Source organism: Streptomyces phytophilus (assembly GCF_013870535.1).
In the GTDB taxonomy this organism is placed as follows: Bacteria; Actinomycetota; Actinomycetes; order Streptomycetales; family Streptomycetaceae; genus Streptomyces; species Streptomyces phytophilus.
The window spans coordinates 1-18,205 of record NZ_JACBXC010000031.1 but is presented as its reverse complement, the minus strand read 5'-3'; the positions used below and the strand labels follow the sequence as shown (position 1 = coordinate 18,205).

13 protein-coding genes are annotated in these 18,205 nt (G+C 70.0%); 10 read left to right on the top strand and 3 right to left on the bottom strand.

Features of this window, described 5'->3' with window-relative positions; genetic code table 11:
• The 3 genes from H5J30_RS04245 to H5J30_RS04235 form a co-directional block, all read left to right on the top strand.
• Positions 1-669 (top strand): aldehyde dehydrogenase family protein (locus H5J30_RS04245; RefSeq protein ID WP_181785797.1); only part of this gene is annotated, 669 nt, incomplete at its 5' end.
• A gap of 43 nt (positions 670-712) precedes the next feature.
• A complete protein-coding gene (locus tag H5J30_RS04240; RefSeq protein ID WP_181785796.1) occupies positions 713-1,162 on the top strand; it encodes a GlcG/HbpS family heme-binding protein in 450 nt (149 codons plus the stop codon).
• Positions 1,159-1,899, top strand: a complete 741-nt coding sequence (locus tag H5J30_RS04235; RefSeq protein ID WP_181785795.1) for a DUF1275 family protein — start codon at positions 1,159-1,161, stop codon at positions 1,897-1,899. Before H5J30_RS04240 ends, H5J30_RS04235 begins: the two co-directional genes overlap by 4 nt.
• Here the strand turns inward: H5J30_RS04235 and H5J30_RS04230 are convergent.
• Positions 1,868-2,527 carry a dihydrofolate reductase family protein gene (locus H5J30_RS04230; protein ID WP_181785794.1) on the bottom strand — a complete coding sequence of 220 codons (660 nt, stop codon included), beginning with the start codon at positions 2,525-2,527 and terminating at the stop codon, positions 1,868-1,870. The genes H5J30_RS04235 and H5J30_RS04230 overlap by 32 nt on opposite strands.
• A 102-nt stretch (positions 2,528-2,629) precedes the next feature.
• Here H5J30_RS04230 and H5J30_RS04225 point away from each other — a divergent pair, with 102 nt between their 5' ends.
• Positions 2,630-3,508, top strand: a complete 879-nt coding sequence (locus H5J30_RS04225; RefSeq protein ID WP_181785793.1) for a LysR family transcriptional regulator — start codon at positions 2,630-2,632, stop codon at positions 3,506-3,508.
• Between the two features lie 169 nt (positions 3,509-3,677).
• Entirely contained in the window at positions 3,678-4,580 is a 903-nt protein-coding gene (locus H5J30_RS04220) for a carbohydrate kinase family protein (RefSeq protein ID WP_181785792.1), read from the top strand.
• Here the strand turns inward: H5J30_RS04220 and H5J30_RS04215 are convergent.
• Together H5J30_RS04215 and H5J30_RS04210 are read right to left on the bottom strand one after the other, a co-directional pair.
• Positions 4,577-6,658, bottom strand: coding sequence for a tetratricopeptide repeat protein (locus H5J30_RS04215; protein WP_181785791.1), 2,082 nt, complete (start codon positions 6,656-6,658; stop codon positions 4,577-4,579). The two genes, H5J30_RS04220 and H5J30_RS04215, sit on opposite strands and share 4 nt — an antisense overlap.
• Positions 6,659-6,945: 287 nt before the next feature.
• A complete protein-coding gene (locus H5J30_RS04210; RefSeq protein WP_258563083.1) occupies positions 6,946-10,194 on the bottom strand; it encodes an AfsR/SARP family transcriptional regulator in 3,249 nt (1,082 codons plus the stop codon).
• Positions 10,195-12,212: 2,018 nt separating this feature from the next.
• Here H5J30_RS04210 and H5J30_RS04205 point away from each other — a divergent pair.
• From H5J30_RS04205 to H5J30_RS04185, 5 genes are all read left to right on the top strand, one after another.
• A complete protein-coding gene (locus H5J30_RS04205; protein WP_181785789.1) occupies positions 12,213-13,394 on the top strand; it encodes an aminotransferase class V-fold PLP-dependent enzyme in 1,182 nt (393 codons plus the stop codon).
• A gap of 38 nt (positions 13,395-13,432) precedes the next feature.
• Positions 13,433-14,776: an ABC transporter substrate-binding protein gene (locus H5J30_RS04200; protein ID WP_181785788.1), complete on the top strand. Its 1,344-nt coding sequence runs from the start codon at positions 13,433-13,435 to the stop codon at positions 14,774-14,776.
• On the top strand, positions 14,773-15,678 hold the full coding sequence (locus H5J30_RS04195) for a carbohydrate ABC transporter permease (RefSeq protein ID WP_181785787.1): 906 nt from the start codon (positions 14,773-14,775) through the stop codon (positions 15,676-15,678). The genes H5J30_RS04200 and H5J30_RS04195 overlap by 4 nt, the downstream gene beginning before the upstream one ends.
• Positions 15,675-16,505, top strand: coding sequence for a carbohydrate ABC transporter permease (locus H5J30_RS04190; protein ID WP_181785786.1), 831 nt, complete (start codon positions 15,675-15,677; stop codon positions 16,503-16,505). Before H5J30_RS04195 ends, H5J30_RS04190 begins: the two co-directional genes overlap by 4 nt.
• A gap of 11 nt (positions 16,506-16,516) precedes the next feature.
• Positions 16,517-18,205, top strand: a 1,689-nt coding sequence (locus H5J30_RS04185; RefSeq protein ID WP_181785785.1) for a glycoside hydrolase family 36 protein, incomplete at its 3' end; no start/stop codon positions are given.

Here is an 18,205-nt window from a genome sequence, read left to right as displayed (position 1 = left end):
GACGCCGACCTGCCGCGCGCGGCGGCGGAGGTCGCCGCCGGGGCCTTCGGGCTCACCGGACAGGTGTGCACCGCGACGGACCGGGTACTGGTGGAGCGGCCGGTGGCGGCGGAGTTCACCGCGCTGCTGGCGGAACGGGCCGCGAAGCTGACCGCCGGACGCGGCGACGACCCGGGCGCCGACATCGGCCCCGCCGCCACCGCCGCCCAGCGCACCCGCCTCACCGGGCTGCTCGACTCGGCCGTCGCCGCGGGCGCCGCCGTCGCGGCACGCGGATCGCTGGCGCCGGGGGCGGACCCGGCGGGGCACTGGGTGCTGCCGGCGGTGCTGACCGACGTACCGGCGGACCATCCGGTGAACACCGGCGAACTCTTCGGGCCGCTGCTGTCGGTGGTGCCGGTGGAGGGCCCGGAGCAGGCACTCGCCGAGATCAACGCGGACCCGCACCGCCTGGTCACCGCGATCCACACCCGCGACCTCGGCACCGCCGGCCGCTTCCTGCGGGCGGCGCGCTGCGGGGTCGTCAAGGTCAACGAACGTACGACGGGCAACGGCGTCGCGCCGCCGTTCGGCGGCTGGGGCGCGTCCAGTTCCGGGGCGTTCCCCGAAGGGGGGCGGACGGCGCTGGAGTTCGTGACGGACACGAAGACCGTCTACTGCGCGTACTGACCGGCCGGCCGGCGGGCCGGCGTACGGAAGGAGAGGAACCCCGATGCACAGGATCCACCGACTCACCCTCGAAGACGCCCTGGTCATGCTGGCAGCCGCCGAGGCCGAGGCGGCCAGGATCGGCGTGAGGCAGACCATCTGCATCGCCGACGACGGCGCCCACCCCATCGCCCTGCACCGCATGACGGGCGCGCGGCTGACGGGCGTGGAGATCGCCATCGCGAAGGCGTTCACGGCGGCCGGCCACCAGCGCGCCACCCACCTGTTCAACGAGGAGCCGAAGGGCCCGGCGCTGCCCGGGAACGAGGCGTTCGGCATCCAGCACATGCACCCGGGCCGCTTCGCGGCGTTCGTCGGCGGCTTCCCGATCGTCTACGAGGGCGAGGTCGTCGGCGCCGTGGGCGTGAGCGGCGGCAACGGCGACCAGGACAAGGCGGTCGGCGCCGCGGCGCTGGCGGCGTTCGAGCGGAAGGTGGCGACGGGGGCCGCGTGACGACGACTGCGACGCAACCCCGCCCGGCGGCACGCGCCCGGCAGGGCCGGTCGAGGTACCGCACCGACACGGCCCTGATCCTCCTCACCATCACGGCGGGGATCACCGACGCCCTCTCGTTCCTGGGCCTGGGCGGGGTGTTCACGGCGAACATGACGGGCAACCTGGTGCTCGTCGGCATGGCGGCCACATCGGACGAGTCGTGGCAGGAGGTGCTGCGGGGCGACGTACTGCGCTGCACCGCCTCGTTCGCGGGCTTCGCCCTCGGCATGCTCGCGGGCTTCCGCCTCCTGCGCACCCGCCCCGCCGGCTCCCGCCGGGTACTCGGCGCCGCCCTCGCCCTGCACGTCCTCTTCCTCGCCGGCTGGACGGCGACGGACGCCACCCCCGGCACCGCCGCCGGCGCCGGCCTGATCACCGCGTCGGCGACGGCGATGGGCGTACAGACGGCGGCGGCGAAGGGCCTGGACCGGGCGGGCATCACGACGACGTTCGTCACCGGCACGCTGACGTCGCTGATCTCCGGCCTGGCCCAGGGCGACCGCAAGCACGCCGGCCTGCGCACGGCGATCCTGGCGGCGCTGCTGACGGGGGGCCTGATCGGCGGGCTGCTGCTGGCGTACGCCCCGAGGACGGCGGCGGTACCGCTGCTGGTGGCGACGGCGGGGGCGATGGTGCTGTGCGGAAACCGGGTCCCGAAAACCCTCAACCCCCGGAGGGCCGGACCAGGTACTTGAGATGGGCGACCCCGTCCCCCTCGACGGCCCGGACCTGCTCCAGCCGTACGCCCGTACCCCCGAGGTCGTCGAGGAGGCGGGAGCCGCCGCCGAGGAGGATGGGGACGACGTGGAGTTCGAGCACGTCGAGGAGGCCGGCGGCCAGATACTGCCGCACGGTCTGGCCGCCGCCCCAGACCATCACGTCCTTGTCGCCCGCGGCCTCCTTCGCCTGCGCGAGCGCGGACTCGATGCCGTCGGTGACGAAGTGGAAGGCGGTGCCGCCTTCCATCTCGACGGTCGCACGCGGGTGGTGGGTGACGATGAAGACCGGGCAGTGGTACGGCGGGTTCTCGCCCCACCAGCCGTTCCACGGCTCGTCGTCGGCCCAGGGACCGCGGCCGACGGGGCCGAACATGCCGCGGCCCATGACGGCGGCGCCGATGTTGTCGATCGTCTCCTCGAACACGGCGGTACTGGCGCTGACGGCACCGCCCTCCATGTCGTGCAACTCGCGCCAGGCGGCGAGCGGAATCGCCCAGTCGTGGAGGTGTTCACCCCCTTCACCGAGCGGCTCCTCCTCGCTCTGCCGGGGTCCGGCGACGTAGCCGTCGAGGGAGATCGCGATGTGGCACCTGACCTTGCTCATGCTGCTCCTCGGAGAGTCGACTGACGCAGGGAGAGCATGGCCGGACGGTAGTCATGACGTCCAATGCCAAAACACCGACGATCGCATCAATATCCTTGATGTGTGCTGAACCTCGTCCACCTGAAGGTGCTCGCGGCGGTGGCGCGCCACGGCTCCGTGACCGAAGCCGCGCGGGAACTCCACTACTCGCAGCCGTCGGTGAGCCACCACCTGTCGCGGCTGGAAGCGGCCACGGGCGCCAAGCTCGTCCAGCGCGTACGCCGCGGCATCCGCCTCACGCCCGAAGGCGAACTCCTGGCCCGCCGCGCCACGGAGATCGTCGGCCGCGTCGACGCGGCGACCAGCGAACTCGCCGCCCACGTCGGCCTGCGCTCCGGCCGCGTCCGCCTGGCCGCCAACGCCTCCGCACTGAGCACGATCGTCCCGAAGGCGGCAAGAACCCTGGCCGAAGGACACCCGGGCCTGGCGCTGAGCATCGCCGACAAGCACCCGGTGGAGGCGCTGCAGATGCTGCGCCGGGGGGACGCGGACGTGGCCCTGGTCTTCCGCTACGCACACGCCCCGCTGGAGGACGCCGGCTTCCGCCTGACCCACGTGACGGACGACCCGATCCACCTGGTCAGCCGTCACCCGGACGACACCGTGGCCAACCACCGCCACTCGCCGTGGATCGGCGGCTGCGAACGCTGCCGGCACGAACTGACCGCGGTCTGCACCCGCCACGGCTTCACGCCGCGGATCGACTCGGTCTGCGACGACATGGTCGTCGTCCAGGCCCTCGTAGCGGCAGGCATCGGCGTCACGACCCTCCCGGGCCTGGCCCTGCGCGCCCACCGCAACCCGGAGATCCACACCACGGAGATCCCGGACGCGGGCCGCCGCATCTACACGGCAACGTACGGGGACCCACCGGACCCACCGGCGACGGCGGCGCTGATCGAGGCGATCCAAAAGGCAGCGGCGGAACCAAAGCACCAGTAACCTTGATACAAGCGTTTCCCGATCACCACCTGCAGCAATTCTGCATGCGGACTGCAAGTAAAGCCTCCGGTCACATCCCGCAGACTCGGATGCGCGGGCCGAACACCCGGCCCGATGCCGCAATCTGGGGGAGACAAGATCGACTATGCCGCGGTTTGTCATCGTGGGAATGACGAGGCTGGCGATGACTGCGCCCGTCGAGGAATTTCCGTTGCAATACAGCGCATACCGCAGCGCATCGTGGATGCGCTGCGCTGTCGTGGGAGGTGCCTACAACGTCGCCAGCGCGTTACAGACGCTGGGGAGTGAGGCACAGATCTGCACACTTGTGGGAATCGACGAAGCCGGAGCCGTCATCCGCGAGGCCATGGAGCGGCGCGGGCTGAAGGGACGGGGAGTCGTCGACGTCACGGAGACGGCCAAGACCATGATCCTCACTGATCCGAGCGGGCGCGTGGCACGCAACGCGTGGGCCGTGGGCGGCTCGGGCGACTACCCGATGGAGCGCTTCATCGAGCAGGCTGTGGACGCGGACCTGGCAGTGATCACCAGCAGGCCGTTCGGCGAGCCTTTCCTGCAGCCGGCGAAGGAACTGCTGGGGCTGCCAGTGGCCGTGGACCTGCACGTGTCGGCTGATCTGGACGACGAAAGCCACCGGCCGTGGCTTGAGGTGGCCGACGTACTCTTCTGCAGCCACGAGCAACTGCCGGGCACGTCCGCCGAATGGATCGGGGAGGTTTTCCACCGCTATCCCGGTTGCCGGATCGCCGCGGTGGGGTGCGGCGAGAAAGGGTGCGTCATGGGGCTCCAGGACGGGCGGCTGGTGGAGATCGGCGCGGTCACACCTCGACTGGTCCGCGACACTGACGGCGCCGGAGATGCGTTGTTCGCATCCTTTCTGCATGGCTGGCTCGCGTCGGGCAAGCCAGTGGAGGCACTGGAGTCCGCCGTGGTGTTCGCCGGCTGGAAAATCGGGGCCGATTCGGCCGCCGCGGGTTTCCTGACCGACAGGGAACTGGCCGCCCTGCGCCGTGTCTACCCGCTGCGCACGCGCGTCGGTACGTGGCGTTAGAGAGGCATACGCGTGGGGTCCACCGGTTCGTCCGGCCCGGCGCCGGGCTCCAACCGGTGCAGGTGCCCGGCGGCGCGCTCCGCGTGTGGGATGGCGCCGAGCTTGGCGTAGACGGCTTCGGCCTGGGTGTAATGCTCCCGGGCCGAAGCCAGATCCTCCTCCTGCTCGTCGATGGCACCGAGGATCTCGCGGATGGTGCCTTCGTCGAAGACTGTGCCGGAGTCCCGGAGCTTGCCCAGGGCGGCGTCGAGTTGAACTCGTGCCGCCGGGCGGTCTCCGGCCCTCAAATATGCCTGTCCGAGCCGGCGGCGGGTAGGGATCTCGGAGTTGAGGTCCGCTGTTCCCGTAATCATGTCCATCGCCTTGGTGAGATGACGGATGGCATCGTCATCGTGGCCGAGAAGGCTCTCCACCTCGCCGATGGCGGAGTACTCCCGCGCGACCCCGCGGCTGTCTGCCTCCTCTTCCCGGATGGCGAGTGCGGTCCTGAACAGCTCCCCTGCCCGGTGCAGTTCGTCTCGTTGCCGGTGCACGAGGCCCACGTTGTGCAGGACCAGGGCCTCACCCCTGCGGTCGCCGTTCTCGCGGCGGAGCGCCAGGGCCTGGCCGAAGGCACTGAGGGCCTCTTCGTACCGGCCGGCGTCCCGTAGTGCCACTCCGAGACCGGTACGCAGTCTTGCCTCGCCAACGCGGTGACCGCAGGCGTGGGCGGCTTCCGCGCCGATCTCGTGGCTGGCGATCCAGTCCCGGTGGTACCGCGCATAGATGAACAGACCCCACATGGCGTCCACGATCTGCCATGTGGCTGAGTGGTATGCGCGTTCCGACGCGAGCCGCAGTACCGCCATGAGGTTGCCGAGTTCGTCGTCGAGCCACCCGAATGCGGTGGCGAAGTCCGGGAAAGTGCGGCTCTCCCGCGGCGGGAGCAGATACTCGGGCGCCGGGCGCCGACGCTGGGGATACACGACATGATCTGCGCTGTCCGCGGTGGCGAGATAGTGATCGATGATCCGCTGTACGGTTCGCTCACGCACTTCGGCGTCGTCGTCCGCTTCGCCTCGATAATGGGCGTGCTCGTGGATCAGGTCGTGGAAGTGATATCGGCCTGGTTGATTCGTGCCAAGGAGGTTGGCCTGCACCAGCGTCGCCAGACACTGGTCCGGTGCGGAGATCTCGGGAAATGCGGCAGCCACCGCCTCGGCGACACCGACGTCGAACTCGCTTCCGGGATGCAGGCCCATCCTGCGGTACATCCGCGCGGCGTCGTCGGGCAGAGCCGTGTACACCTGGTCGAGCCTGGTCTTCATGGATACCTCCTCATCGGTTTCTGCGAGATGCGAGCCGCCTGCGGGACCCGTCATCGCCGTGGCAACGCTCCAGCCGGGCCGGGCGACGAGCAGCGCCGCGCTGACGGCCACCGCCAGCGGGAAACGCCCACAGGAGATGACCAGCTCGCGGGCGGCAGCGGCATCCCGCGCGACGCGATCATGCCCGGCCATGTTGCCCAGCAGTTCTACGGCCGAGTCCGTATCCAGCGGATCGAGCTGAACGAACTCCGCCCCGTCCAGCATCAGTGACCGCAGATACCACCGGCTGGTTACCACGCAGACGCTCCCTGCGGACGCCGGCATCAGAGCCCGGACCTGGGCGGCCGACAACGCGTTGTCGCACAGGACGGCGATACGTCTCCCCGCCGTGACCGTACGAAAGTGGGCCACCTGGCCGCCCAGGTCCGCGGGGACCTGCTCCGGAGACACCCCGAGCGCCTGGAGGAAGCGGGGCAGCACGTGGCCGGGGCTGGTCGCCTGATCAGTCCGATGGCCCTCCAGATCGGCGTAGAACTGGCCGTCCCCGAAGTCCTCGCTGCGGCTGTGTAACCACGACAGGGCCAAAGACGTCTTCCCCACCCCCGGCAGACCGCTGATCGAGACGAGTGCGGAGGAGTTCTCGTTGTGCGCCCTTGCGAGCGCGTCGTCGAGGACGTTCAGCCCTACCTCGCGATTGGTGAAGTGTCGTGGGCGTGGCGGGAGTTGCCTTGGCGCCGGAGGGTGCGGCCGGGGCACGGCACCGAAGTACATGTCCCCGCGGATGGTCGCCGCCTGAACGCTGGGGCCGTGGACGGTCCCGGAGAGAACGTTGTGCGTGTCATTCCGCTCCCGTGGCGCATGACCGTCGGACGGTGGCATACGAGTACCCCCAGGGTCAGCATGATCAACTCCGCCGGTAGTCACATAACGCGACTGCATATCCCTCTGGCAAGTACCAGCACTCAAATGAGTGGCGGCCACGTTCGACATGACAGGCATATCCTGCATACATGACATGACTCCCTTTCAACGAAGAAACGCATCTTTCCACCGATGCGCTACGGAGGCTCGGTAGGGGTGTCCCGCCGTGATGTCGGCGTCGCCCGCTGCTCATCACCGACCAGACGCACGGCAAGTCGCTGCCGCAGCGCGTTCGACTCCGCTTCGAGCCCCAGTCGTTCGTATACCTCGCACGCGTGCACCCAGTACCGCCGAGCCGAGGCGTCCTCGTGAAGTTCGAGCAGTAGCGCGCCAAGACCCTCCGCCGCCTGCGCCTCCTCGTGGGATGCACCGATCGAACGGGCCTTCTGCAGCGCCTCCTCGTACGCCACCCGGGAGGCCGCTCGGCGCCCCGACCCGTGCAGGGCGGCGGCCTTGCCCGCGAGCGATCTTTGCCACTGGTACGCGTCACCGATCTGCTTGGCGATCTGTTCCGCCATCGTGAAGTGGATGTCCGCCTCGGTGTGCCGCATGGTCTCATCGAACGTCAGCCCTATGTTGATGAGGGAATCGGCCTCGCAACGCAGATCGTTGATGGCGCGGTAGTTCTTCAGCGCCTCGCGGTAGTAGTCGAGTGCGGCGGCGGTGTCTCGTGCAGTGCGGCACATGTTTCCCAGGTTGTTGTAGAGGATGGCCAACTCCTGACGGCCACCGACCTGGCGCTGGAGCACGAGGGCCTTCTCGTAGTAGGTGCGCGCCTCCTCCGGGTTGCCCCCGAGCCGCTCCGTCTCCCCGATGTTGTTGAGCGCCTTCAACTCCCCGACCCGGTCGCCGATACCCCTGAACAACCGCAGCGCCGTGCGGGTCTGCATCAGTGACTCGCGGCGCTGTCCCGTGTGGGACAGGGCTACCGCCTGCTGGTTGAGGGCCTCGGCCTCTCCCCTGGCATTCCCGACCTGCCGGTGGAGTGCGAGCGCCAGCTCGAACTTCCGGATAGCCGGCGAGAAGTCGCCGGACACCAGGTCGACCAGGGCTCGTTGCGCCTGCGCCTCCGCCAGCCCCCAGTTGTCCAGCAACTCTCCGTACAGGGCCATCGCCTCGTCGGCGCACCGCAGCGCCTCGTCGCGCAGGCCGAGACGCCACAGGACCTCGGTGCGCTCCACGAGCGTCCGGGCCACGGCTGGGAGATCGCCCGCCGCGCGGGACAGTGCGAGCGCCGCCGCGTGCAGGTCGGCTGCGGTCTGCCAGACACCCCAGGTTCTGAGCGCCGGCGCCAGGACCAGGGGGAGGCTCCGCGCGTGATGCGGTGATTCAGTGGCCGCGTGCCGGGCCACCGCCACCAGATTGCCGCGCTCTACGTCCAACCACGCCTGCGCCGCCGCCCCGTCGGAGAACGACGGCGAGGGCTCGGACGACCGGACGGGCAGGGGGATCTTCCGGCGCAGCGGATGAGTCACCCGCACAGCCGACTCGGCGGCGGCGAGGTAGTAGTCGAAGAGCCCGGACAAGGCCCGCCGCCGTAGGGCCTCGGAATCCTGTAGGCGCCCCATCCGGCCGGCGAAGGCACGCACCAGGCTGTGCACCACGTAGCGATCACGGACCAGTTCCTCGATGAGGTGGTATTCAAGGAGCTCGTCCAGTTCCCGTCGGACGGAAGCGGCCTCCCTCCCGGAGAGGGCGGCCGCCGCGTCGAGGGTCAGATCGGGCCCGGGGTGCAGGGAGAGACGACGGAAGAGACGTTGGCAGCCGTCGCTCAACTCCGCGTACGAAAGGGAGAACACGGCCGCGATGCCCGCGGGGGCGTCGATCTCGTCCAACGGCTCGTCAGCCGCCGCCAGACTGTCCGCCAGGTCCCGTACACTCCACGCCTCCCGGTGCCGGAAGCGGTTGGCAGTGAGCTGGACCGCGAGCGGGTGGTAACCGCAAAGACCTACCACCTCCAGCACCGCGGCGGTGTCCCAGCTCCGCGTCGCACCGACGATGCGGGTGAAGAGCCCCGCCGCCTCCCCCACCGGTGGCACATCGAGGGTGATGGACCGAGCCCCTTCCAGCTCTGCCATGCGGTGCTGGCTGGTGACGATCACACAGCAGTTGGGCGTCCCCGGCATGAGCGGCCGCACCTGTGCCGCATCCCGGGCGTCATCGAGCACCAGCAGCATCCTGCGGTGTGCCAGCCGCTCCCGCCACAGGGAAGCCCGCTCGTCGAGAGTCGGGGGCAGGTTCTCGCCGGCTCCGACGGCCCGTAACAGCGCGGCGAGCACCTCGGAGGGGTCGCGGGGCAGTTGACCGTGCCGGCTGTGCGTACGCAGGTCGATGTACTGCGTACCGTCAGGGAACTGCTCACGCAGCAGATGCGCCGTGTGCACTGCGAGAGTCGTCTTCCCGACGCCCGGCATGCCGTGAACCACGAAGAGAGGCAAGGCGGTCGTGCGCCGCCGGATACCGTCGAGGATGATGTGGAGTTCGAGATCGCGCCCCACGAAGTCCGGGGTGTCGCGCAGCATGGTGTCCGACACATCGGGTTCGTGGGCGACGCTTCCGGAGAACTCCGGTTCGAGGAGGGCGGCGTCCCGGCTCAGGATGCGTCGCTGAAGGTCGCTCAGCTGGTCCCCCGGGGACAGCCCCAGGGTGTCGCGCAGTTCTCGCCTGATCCGCTGGAAGACGTCCAGGGACTCTCCGTGCCGACCGCTGCGGTACAGGGCCACCATGAGCTGCGCGGCGATGGGCTCGGTGGTGGGGTGCCGTTCGGTCAACTCGCGAAGCTCAGCGACGAGATCGGCGTGCCGCCCCAGGCCGAGTTCCAGGTCGACGCGGGCTTCCTGGATCCGGCGCCGTTCCTCGTCGACGCGATCGCGAAGGCTGGTGACCCAGTGGCCGCGTAACTCGCCGAGCGGCTCCCCGCGCCACAGGGACTCGGCCTCGGTCAGCAACGCGACCGCGTGCGCGGGACTGCCGCTCTCGGCCACCGCCTTGCCCTGCCGGTAGAGCCTGCGCGCACGGTGCAGGTCAATGCGATCCGGGTCGACCCAAAGGCGGTAGGCGCGCCCCGCGAATTCGATCGTCAGCCGGTCACCGGCGGCGGCCCGCAGCCGGTTGCGTAATCGGGAGACGTTGGCCTGCAGCACCTCGGCAGCGGACGGCGGTGGCTCGCTCCCCCACAGCCTGCGCATCAGCACATCGACGGACACCGGCCCGCCTGCGACCCAGAGAAGGCTGGCCAGCACAGCACGTTCCTGCGGCGTGCCTACTGGCCAACGCCGACCGTCGGACCATAGCTCAAGCGGGCCCAGCAGTCTGAATTCCACCCCAGTGTCCCGGCGATCTCGTGCCGTGTGTACTCCGGCTCGCTGCTGCGATACGACTCCCATGCGACTGTCGCACAGAGGTCCGGGCCCAGCCAGTGGATTGTCGGCCGCCTTGAACGCGAGCGGGCCGATCCCATCAGGATCGGCCCAGGCGGGGTGGGATATGGAAAATCGGTTACCTAAATGGATAGGACAGCATATACATGAAAGGGCGCATCACATCCGACCCCGAGGCATCGGATATAAAATTCTGGACAGTAAGGAGCATTTCCATCGTGGCCTCTTCACTGGATAGCTGACGACGCTCAAATCGACTCGGGCCTTCGCGTCGGCAAAAACTTAGCACTCCTGAGCCTCCGAGGCCACTCGTCCCCCAGCAGAACCGCCCGGGCCCCGCCCGCTACCGAAGAGCTGCCTCAACAGCAGACGGTCGATCTTGCCGCAGACATATGCGGCTGCGCATCTCGGCAGCCGCCAACTCAGGGGCACAGGATGGTCCAGACCAATACCGAGAGAACGACCGCCCACCGCCCAGGGGAGATGGAGCTCCAACTCCCGGAATCCAGATTCGAGAGGGCTGTGCGCAACCGCCTGAGGGAGTCTTACCAGAAGATGCGCGCGGCCTGTGCGGAATCACGGAATGTGCGCTCAATCGCAACAGGCACCGGGGACCGGCCCGACGCGTGTGACGGCGGCACACAGCGGTCGGAGAGGAGCCGCGACGAGCGGGTCGCCCGGGCGCACCGGCCGCACGATGGCGGCCCTGGTGCTGACGCGAGCACCTTCGAGCTCGGTGGCACGGTTCACGTGCGCTCAGGTTGACGGGCGGGGCTGCGCGGCACAGAAATCGGCGGATTCTCGCACGGATGGAGAGGAAGACGGCGAAGCCGCGGACATTAATGCGTAAGGTCTCTTCGCGCCCTCTGTGGTAGATAAAAGTGGGCATAAATCGAGGAGTCATCGAGACCATACGGTGCATTAATTTAACAGGAATTCTAAGGCATCAATCAAGACTCTATATAGTTCACCAGGGAGCAAAGGAAATTGCGATAGTGAATAGATAGAAGTGGATCCAGATAGTAAAGTTCGCCGATGCGTCAGGAAGGATGGGGCGTCTGGACGGGGAAGTTCACCACCGTTCGCCTAGCGGCCGTGCAGCATATCGTGCACCCGCGCGGACAGGTGCCGATCGGTAGGGCAGCAGTGGAGTTCTCCACTTGACACTGCAGGGATGGCGAAGCCGGCACGGTAGGGCGTTTACAGCGAGGGCTCACCCAAGCCCGTACGGACGATGGCCGATCCGAGGGGTTGACGTGGGGTCCGTACGTGAGCTGGACGAGCACACGCCTGGGAGCGGCGCGGCGGGCCGGGGCCAGGGCGCGTTCCACCCTCACGGCGTGCACCACCCGGCGTTCCCGGGCGCAGAGAGCCGGTCGCAACTCGCGGCAACACCCTGGATCCAGCCCGTTTCGGGCCCCAAGGGCCGACTGGCGCCCGCCCGCACACGCATCCAGCCGTAGCCACACCAGCCGCGTCCACGCTCGTCGGAATGGGTGCCACCGCGACAAATACGCACCCACCTACCTTCCAAACAGGGCTAAATCACCCACGCGAGCAGAGGTTTGCCCACCCGCGTGCACCCGCCCTCACCGACTGCCATCCAGGTCGCCCCTGACGCCGGGAGGCACCCGCCATTCGGGGCTGCCACGCGCCTAGTTGCGGCCCCGTCGGCCGAGTTGCTCGCGATCGGGGCTGCCAGCCCAACGACGCCAGTTGGGATTTGCGGACTTCGGCGTACGGCTGGGTGACGTCATGCGGTGGTGACTGCGATGGCCAGAGTCACGGAATTGCGAACCCCCTAGAACGCCGCAGGTCAGGAAGAGCGGTCTCCGCGCCGGCGGAGGTGGTCCGGAGCGGGACCCTCAGCAGTCAGCGCTCCCCCCTAGAGCCAGTCGTATCCCGGCTCCGCCCTCCCCTGGCCTTCCGTTCCCCTCCCATCCCTTGTCCGGGTCTGCGGTCGCTGCTAGTTTGAACGATCAAATCTTGGGGGTTCCATCACATGAAACGGTCGCTTGCATAATATGAACGATCAAATCAAAGGCTACCTGCGGTGCTTCCACGAGCCCCCCGGCTACCTCGACTTCGCCCGCTTCGGGCCCGTGTCCGCCGACGTCCGTGACGTCCTCGCCCGTGCCGCCCACTCCTCCATGCTGCGCCCCTACGAAGCCCTCGCCGAGTTCCACGCCGAGGAGGCCGCCGCCGCTCAGGCCGCCGCCGAGTTGCTCGGGGCCTCCCCGCACGAGGTCGCCCTGCTCAGTTCCACCTCCCACGGGATGTTCGCCGCCGCCCACGCCCTTCGCGGGCCCGGTGACGTGCTCGTTTCCCGGGGGGACTTTCCCGCCGCCGTCTATCCGTGGCTCCGCGTCGCCGAGCGGCACGCCGGGGTCCGCGTGCGCATGGTCGACGGGCCGTTGACCGCCGACACCGTCCGGCCGCATCTCGACGGCCGGCTCCTCGCCGTCTCCGTCTGCGCCGTCGACGCCGCCACCGGGTTCCGCGCTCCCCTCGCCGAGATCAAGGACCTCATCGGTCCCCGCCGGGTCCTCGTCGTCGACGCCGTGCAGGCCCTCGGTGTCGTCGAGTTCGCCGTCGACGCCGCCGACGTCCTCGCCTCCGGGGGGCAGAAGTGGTTGCGTTCCGGGTGGGGGGCCGCCCTGCTGCTCGTACGGGACCGGGTGGCCGATCTGCTCCGGCCCGGGCTCGGCGGGTGGTCCGGGGTGCAGGATCCCCTCGGGTCGTCCGCCCATCCTCATCCCGCCCTGCCCGGCGCCGCGGCGCACAAGTTCACCAATCCCGACGGCCCTGCCGTCGCCGCCCTGCGCACCGGGCTCGATCTCGTACGTGCCGTCGGTGTCAAGCAGATCGCCGGGCTCGCCACCGAGGCGCTCGGCCTGCTCCTCGACGCCGCCCGCGCGGCGGGCGCCGAGGTGGCGACCGGCGGCCGATCCCGTGGTGGCCGCCACTCCCGTAGCGGCAGCCATCCCCCCAGCGGCAGCCCCCGCAACAGCCCCGGCGCCGCCATCGGGCGGCTTCGCCTCCCCGGCGCCGACCCCGGCCTCCTCCACCGTGCCCTCCTCGACTCCGGCCTCGTCACCACCCTGCGCGGCGACTGGATCCGGCTCTCCCCCCACGCCACCACCCACCCCGACACCTCCGCCCTGCTCGCCTCCGCCCTCCGGGCGGCGGGCTCGCGGCGGGGTTGACCCGACCCTCGCCTCATCTGTGCGCCAAGGAGTCAGACATGCCAGACATATCGCGTCGCCATCTGTTCCGCGTTTCCGGTGCCGGCCTCCTCACCCTCGCCTCCGGGTCCGCGCTCGGCGCGTGTACCGGTTCCGGGTCCCCCTCCGCCGCGGGCGGTGACGCCGACACCGGCAAGGTCACCGTCTGGTCCTGGACGACCGCCGCCGAGGCGCTCCGCGGCGTCGTCCCGGCCTTCGAGAAGGACAACCCCGGCATCACCGTCGACGTACGGGACGTCGGCAACCCCGCGATCTGGGACAAGATCACCGTCGGCATGGCCTCCGGCGGCCAGGGGCTCGCGGACGTGCTGCACATCGGCTGCGACTACTTCCCCGGCTACGTGGAGAAGTTCCCCGGCGGCCTCGCCGACCTGTCCGCCCTCGGCGCCGGCACGCACAAGGACCGGTTCGCCAAGGGCCTGTGGCCCACCGTGCTGGACGAGGACGGCAAGGCCCGCGCGCTGCCGTGGGAGGTGAACCCGCTCGGCTTCTTCTACCGCAAGGACATGTTCGACAAGGCAGGGCTCGACCCGACGGCCTTCGCGACCTGGGACGACGTCGTCGACGCCGCCGAGGACTTCAAGGCGGCCAACCCCGGCGCGTACCTCATCGGGCTCAACAAGCCCGCCTCCCCCGGCCCCGACTGCGACTTCCTCCAGGCGCTCATGCAGCTCCAGGGCGCCTTCTACTTCGACCTCGACGGCAACATCACCCTCGGCTCCGACGAGGCGGTACGGGCCCTCACCATCATCAAGCGCCTCGACGACGCCGGCCTGATCGGCGACTCCTCCGGCGAGCAGGGCTGGTCGAAGCTCGTCTCGGCGAACAAGGTCGCCGTCGCCCCGCTCGCCGCGTGGGCCGCGCACTACATGGAGGACCAGTTCCCCGACCAGTCCGGCAAGTGGCGGCTCACCCGGCCCCCGGCCGTCACCGACGGCGGCAAGCGGTCCGCGATCGTCAACTCCACCTACCTCACCGTCGCCGGCTCCAGCCCGCGCCAGAAGGCGGCCTGGAAGTTCGTCGAGTACGCGCTCACCAGGCCCCGTTCGATGAACGACATGTTCGACTCCGGCGGCGTCTTCCCCGCGCTCTCCGCCGCCTACGACGACCCGATGTACGCCGAGGAGCGCCCGTACTACGGCGGCCAGGCCGTGCTGCGGACGTTCACCGGGCTCCTCGACGACGGCGCCGACGCCACGTACTACTCCGGCGACTTCGCCCGCGCCCTCAAGCTCGCCAGCGACGCGCAGGTCAAGGTGCTCGTCAAGGGCGGCGATCCGGAGGCCGTGCTCCAGGACGCCGCCGAGCAGCTCGCCCAGCAGACCCGGCGCTCCCTCGCATGAGTACCGCCGCCCTGGTCCGGCGGTCCCCGGCGAAACCGCGGCGCCTCACCATGCGGCGCGCCATGCCGTACCTCCTGCTGGCCCCCGCGCTGATCACCTTCGCCGTGTTCAAGGCGTACCCCATCCTCGCCTCGCTGCGGCTGTCGTTCACCACCGGCTCCGGCGCGGACACCCGCAACGCCGGGTTCGACAACTACCGCCGCCTCCTCGACGACCCGCTGTTCTGGACGGCGCTGAAGAACACCGGGCTGATCCTGGCCGTGCAGGTGCCGGTCATGCTCGGCCTGGCCCTGCTCCTCGCCCTCGGCCTCAACTCGGCCTTCGTGCGCTGGCGCGCCGTGTGGCGTCTCGGGGTGTTCATGCCGGCGGTCACCGGGCTGGTCGCCACCGGCGTGATGTTCGCGTACCTCCTCAACCGCGAGCAGGGCGCCCTCAACTGGGTGCTCGGCGGCGTGGGCCTGCCGAAGATCGACTGGCTGGGCAGCCCCTTCTGGGCCCGGATGGCCGTCGTCCTCGTCATGACCTGGCACTACACCGGCTACAACGCCGTGATCTACCTCGCGGGCCTCCAGGGCATCCCCAAGGAGCTGTACGAGGCCGCCATGGTCGACGGCGCCGGCCCCGTGCGCCGGTTCTGGTCCGTCACGGTCCCGGCGCTGCGCCCGATCCTGCTGTTCACCGTGGTGCTGTCCACCATCGGGACGCTCCAGCTCTTCGACGAGCCGTACGTCCTCACGCGCGGCGGACCGGACAACGCCACCCTCACCGTCTCGATGTACCTGTACGAGAACGGGTTCCACTACTTCGACTTCGGCTACGCGTCGGCGATCGCGTACGCGCTCACGCTGATCGTCGTCGTCTTCGGCGCCGTCCAGATGAAGCTGATGGGAGAACGCGAATGACCAGGGTGCTGCGGCTGCGCGGCCTGCCGCTGACGCTGCTGCTGGCCGCGCTCACCGGCCTGTCGGTGGCCCCCTTCTACTGGCTGATCGTCTCGGCCACCCAGGAGAACTCGGACATCTTCGCCTGGCCGCCCAAGCTTGTGCCCGGCGGCCACCTCGGCGAGAACCTGTCCACCCTCCAGGACAAGGTGGGCCTGGTCCGCGTGCTCGGCAACTCGCTGGCCATCGCCGGGCTGCAGACGCTCGGGGCGCTGGTCATCGCGCTGCTCGCGGGGTACGCGTTCGCCAAGTTCCGCTTCCGCGGGCGTACGGTCCTCTTCGCCCTGCTGCTGTCCACGCTGGTCGTGCCCGACCAGGTGATGCTGGTGCCGCTGTTCCAGATGATGATGGACTTCCGGCTGCTGGACAGCTACCAGGCGATCGTGCTGCCCGGCCTCTGCGTGCCGTTCGCGATCTTCCTGATGCGCCAGGCCCTCAGCGGGCTGCCGGACGAACTCCTCGACGCCGCCCGCGTGGACGGCGCCGGCGAGCTGCGGGTGCTGTGGAGCGTCGTCATCCCCGTGATGCGGCCGGTGCTCGCGGCCCTGTCCGTCTTCCTCTTCCTCGGCTCGTGGAACCAGTTCGTGTGGCCGCTGATCGCGCTGCGCAACCCCGACATGCAGACCCTGCCGGTGGCGCTGGCGACGCTGCACGGCATGAAGACCAGCACCGACTACGGAGCCATCCTCGCCGGCACGGCCGTGTCCGCCCTGCCGATGATGGTGCTGTTCCTGGTCCTCCAACGGCAGTTCATCTCCGGCCTGCTGGCCGGGGCGACGAAGGGTTAGGGGAAGAAGGCATGGAAGAGATCTGGGAACCGCACGCCCCGGCGGCCGCCTCCGGCAGGCCGCGGAAGCTGTCGGCCGGCGGGCTGGACCTGCTGGTCACCGGCGAGGTGACGCGCAGCGGCGCGGCGGACGGCGTCGTCGAGATCACGGTCTCGGGCCCCGGTGGCGTACGCGTCGAGTGGCGGGTGCCGTGCGTCGACGCGACCGCGTTCTGGACCCCCGACACCCGCGGCCACACGTGGCTGCCCACCGCCTGGGCGGCGCCCCGGCAGGTGTCCCTGTCGCGCGGCGCGCCCGTCGCCGCCCTGATCGGCACGGGCGACGCGGGGCTGTGCGTGTTCGCCGCGGACCGCACGGAGGTGCTGGCCGGGGCGGGGGTCGTCGAGGAGAGCGGGGAGTTCCGCTGCTGGATGCAGGCGGCGGGGCGGCTGACCGTACGGATCGACACCTCCGGCCGGCACTTCGCGAGCTGCCTCGCCGGCGTCGCGCAGTGGTGGCTCGGCGACCGTACGGTGAGCGTCCCGGCCGCGGCGCGCCGCCCCGCGTACTCGACCTGGTACGCGATGCACCAGGACGTCAGCCCCGCGGCCGTCGAGGCGCAGGCCGCGCTCGGCAAGGAGCTCGGCCTCGACACGATCATCGTGGACGACGGCTGGATGACCGCGGACCGCACCCGCGGCTACGGCCACTGCGGCGACTGGGAGCCGGTCTCCCTGCCGGACACGGCCGCGCACGTGCGGCGGGTCAACGAGCTGGGCGTGGCGTATCTCCTGTGGTTCGCACTGCCGTTCGTCGGCCGGGAGAGCTCGGTGTGGGAGAAGTTCCAGGACTACGCGCTGACCCGCGTCGACCACCTGCACGCCATCGTCGTCGACCCGCGCTATCCCGTCGTACGGGAGCATCTCGCCGACCGCCTGGCGCGCGCCGTCGAGGAGTGGGGCATGGACGGGCTGAAGATCGACTTCGTGGACTGGTTCGTGGTCCCCGACCCGCCTGCGCCCGGCCCGGAGGCCGACTGCGCGACGGTCTCCGAGGGCGTGGAGCGGCTGCTCGGCCGGATCCACGAGCGGATCACGGCCGCGGACCCGGAGGCGATGGTCGAGCACCGCCAGCCGTACGTCAGCCCGGGGCTGTGGCCGTACGCAAGCATGGTGCGCGCGACCGACTGCCCGCTGTCGACCGTCGAGAACCGGCAGCGCACGGTCGACGTGCGGCTGGTCGCCGGGCCGGTGGCGGTCCACTCGGACATGCTGATGTGGCACCCGGCCGAGCCGCCCGAGCGGGTCGCGTGCCAGCTCATCGACGTGCTGTTCGCGGTTCCGCAGATATCGGTGGACCTGGCGGCGCAGACGCCGGGGCAGCGCGAGGCGCTGGCGTTCTGGCTCGGGGTCTTCCGCGACCGCGCCGACGCCCTCCAACTGGGCGCGCTGCGCCCGTCCCGGCCCGACCTCGGCTACCCGATGATCACAGCGGACGCCGGCGGGACGGTGGTGGTCGCGCGGTACGCGCCGCTGCCGGTCGCGGTGGACGGCGCGCGGTGGCGCGAGTTGCTGGTCGCCAACGGGGACGCCGATCCGGAGGTGCGGCTCACCGGTGGTGAGGGCACGGCGGAGGCGGAGGTCAGGGACGCGCGCGGGCGGCTGGTCCGGCAGGGCAGGATCGACCTGGAGGCCGGCGACGTGCCGGGCGGGTCGACGGTC

Bases quoted from the DNA above. Each gene is read 5' to 3' on its own strand.
- H5J30_RS04240 (WP_181785796.1), top strand. From the start codon at position 713: ATGCACAGGATCCACCGACTCACCCTCGAAGACGCCCTGGTCATGCTG.
- H5J30_RS04230 (WP_181785794.1), bottom strand. From the start codon at position 2,527: ATGAGCAAGGTCAGGTGCCACATCGCGATCTCCCTCGACGGCTACGTC.
- H5J30_RS04190 (WP_181785786.1), top strand. From the start codon at position 15,675: ATGACCAGGGTGCTGCGGCTGCGCGGCCTGCCGCTGACGCTGCTGCTG.
- H5J30_RS04205 (WP_181785789.1), top strand. From the start codon at position 12,213: ATGAACGATCAAATCAAAGGCTACCTGCGGTGCTTCCACGAGCCCCCC.
- H5J30_RS04210 (WP_258563083.1), bottom strand. From the start codon at position 10,194: ATGGGAGTCGTATCGCAGCAGCGAGCCGGAGTACACACGGCACGAGAT.
- H5J30_RS04195 (WP_181785787.1), top strand. From the start codon at position 14,773: ATGAGTACCGCCGCCCTGGTCCGGCGGTCCCCGGCGAAACCGCGGCGC.
- H5J30_RS04215 (WP_181785791.1), bottom strand. From the start codon at position 6,658: ATGTACTTCGGTGCCGTGCCCCGGCCGCACCCTCCGGCGCCAAGGCAA.
- H5J30_RS04220 (WP_181785792.1), top strand. From the start codon at position 3,678: ATGACGAGGCTGGCGATGACTGCGCCCGTCGAGGAATTTCCGTTGCAA.
- H5J30_RS04200 (WP_181785788.1), top strand. From the start codon at position 13,433: ATGCCAGACATATCGCGTCGCCATCTGTTCCGCGTTTCCGGTGCCGGC.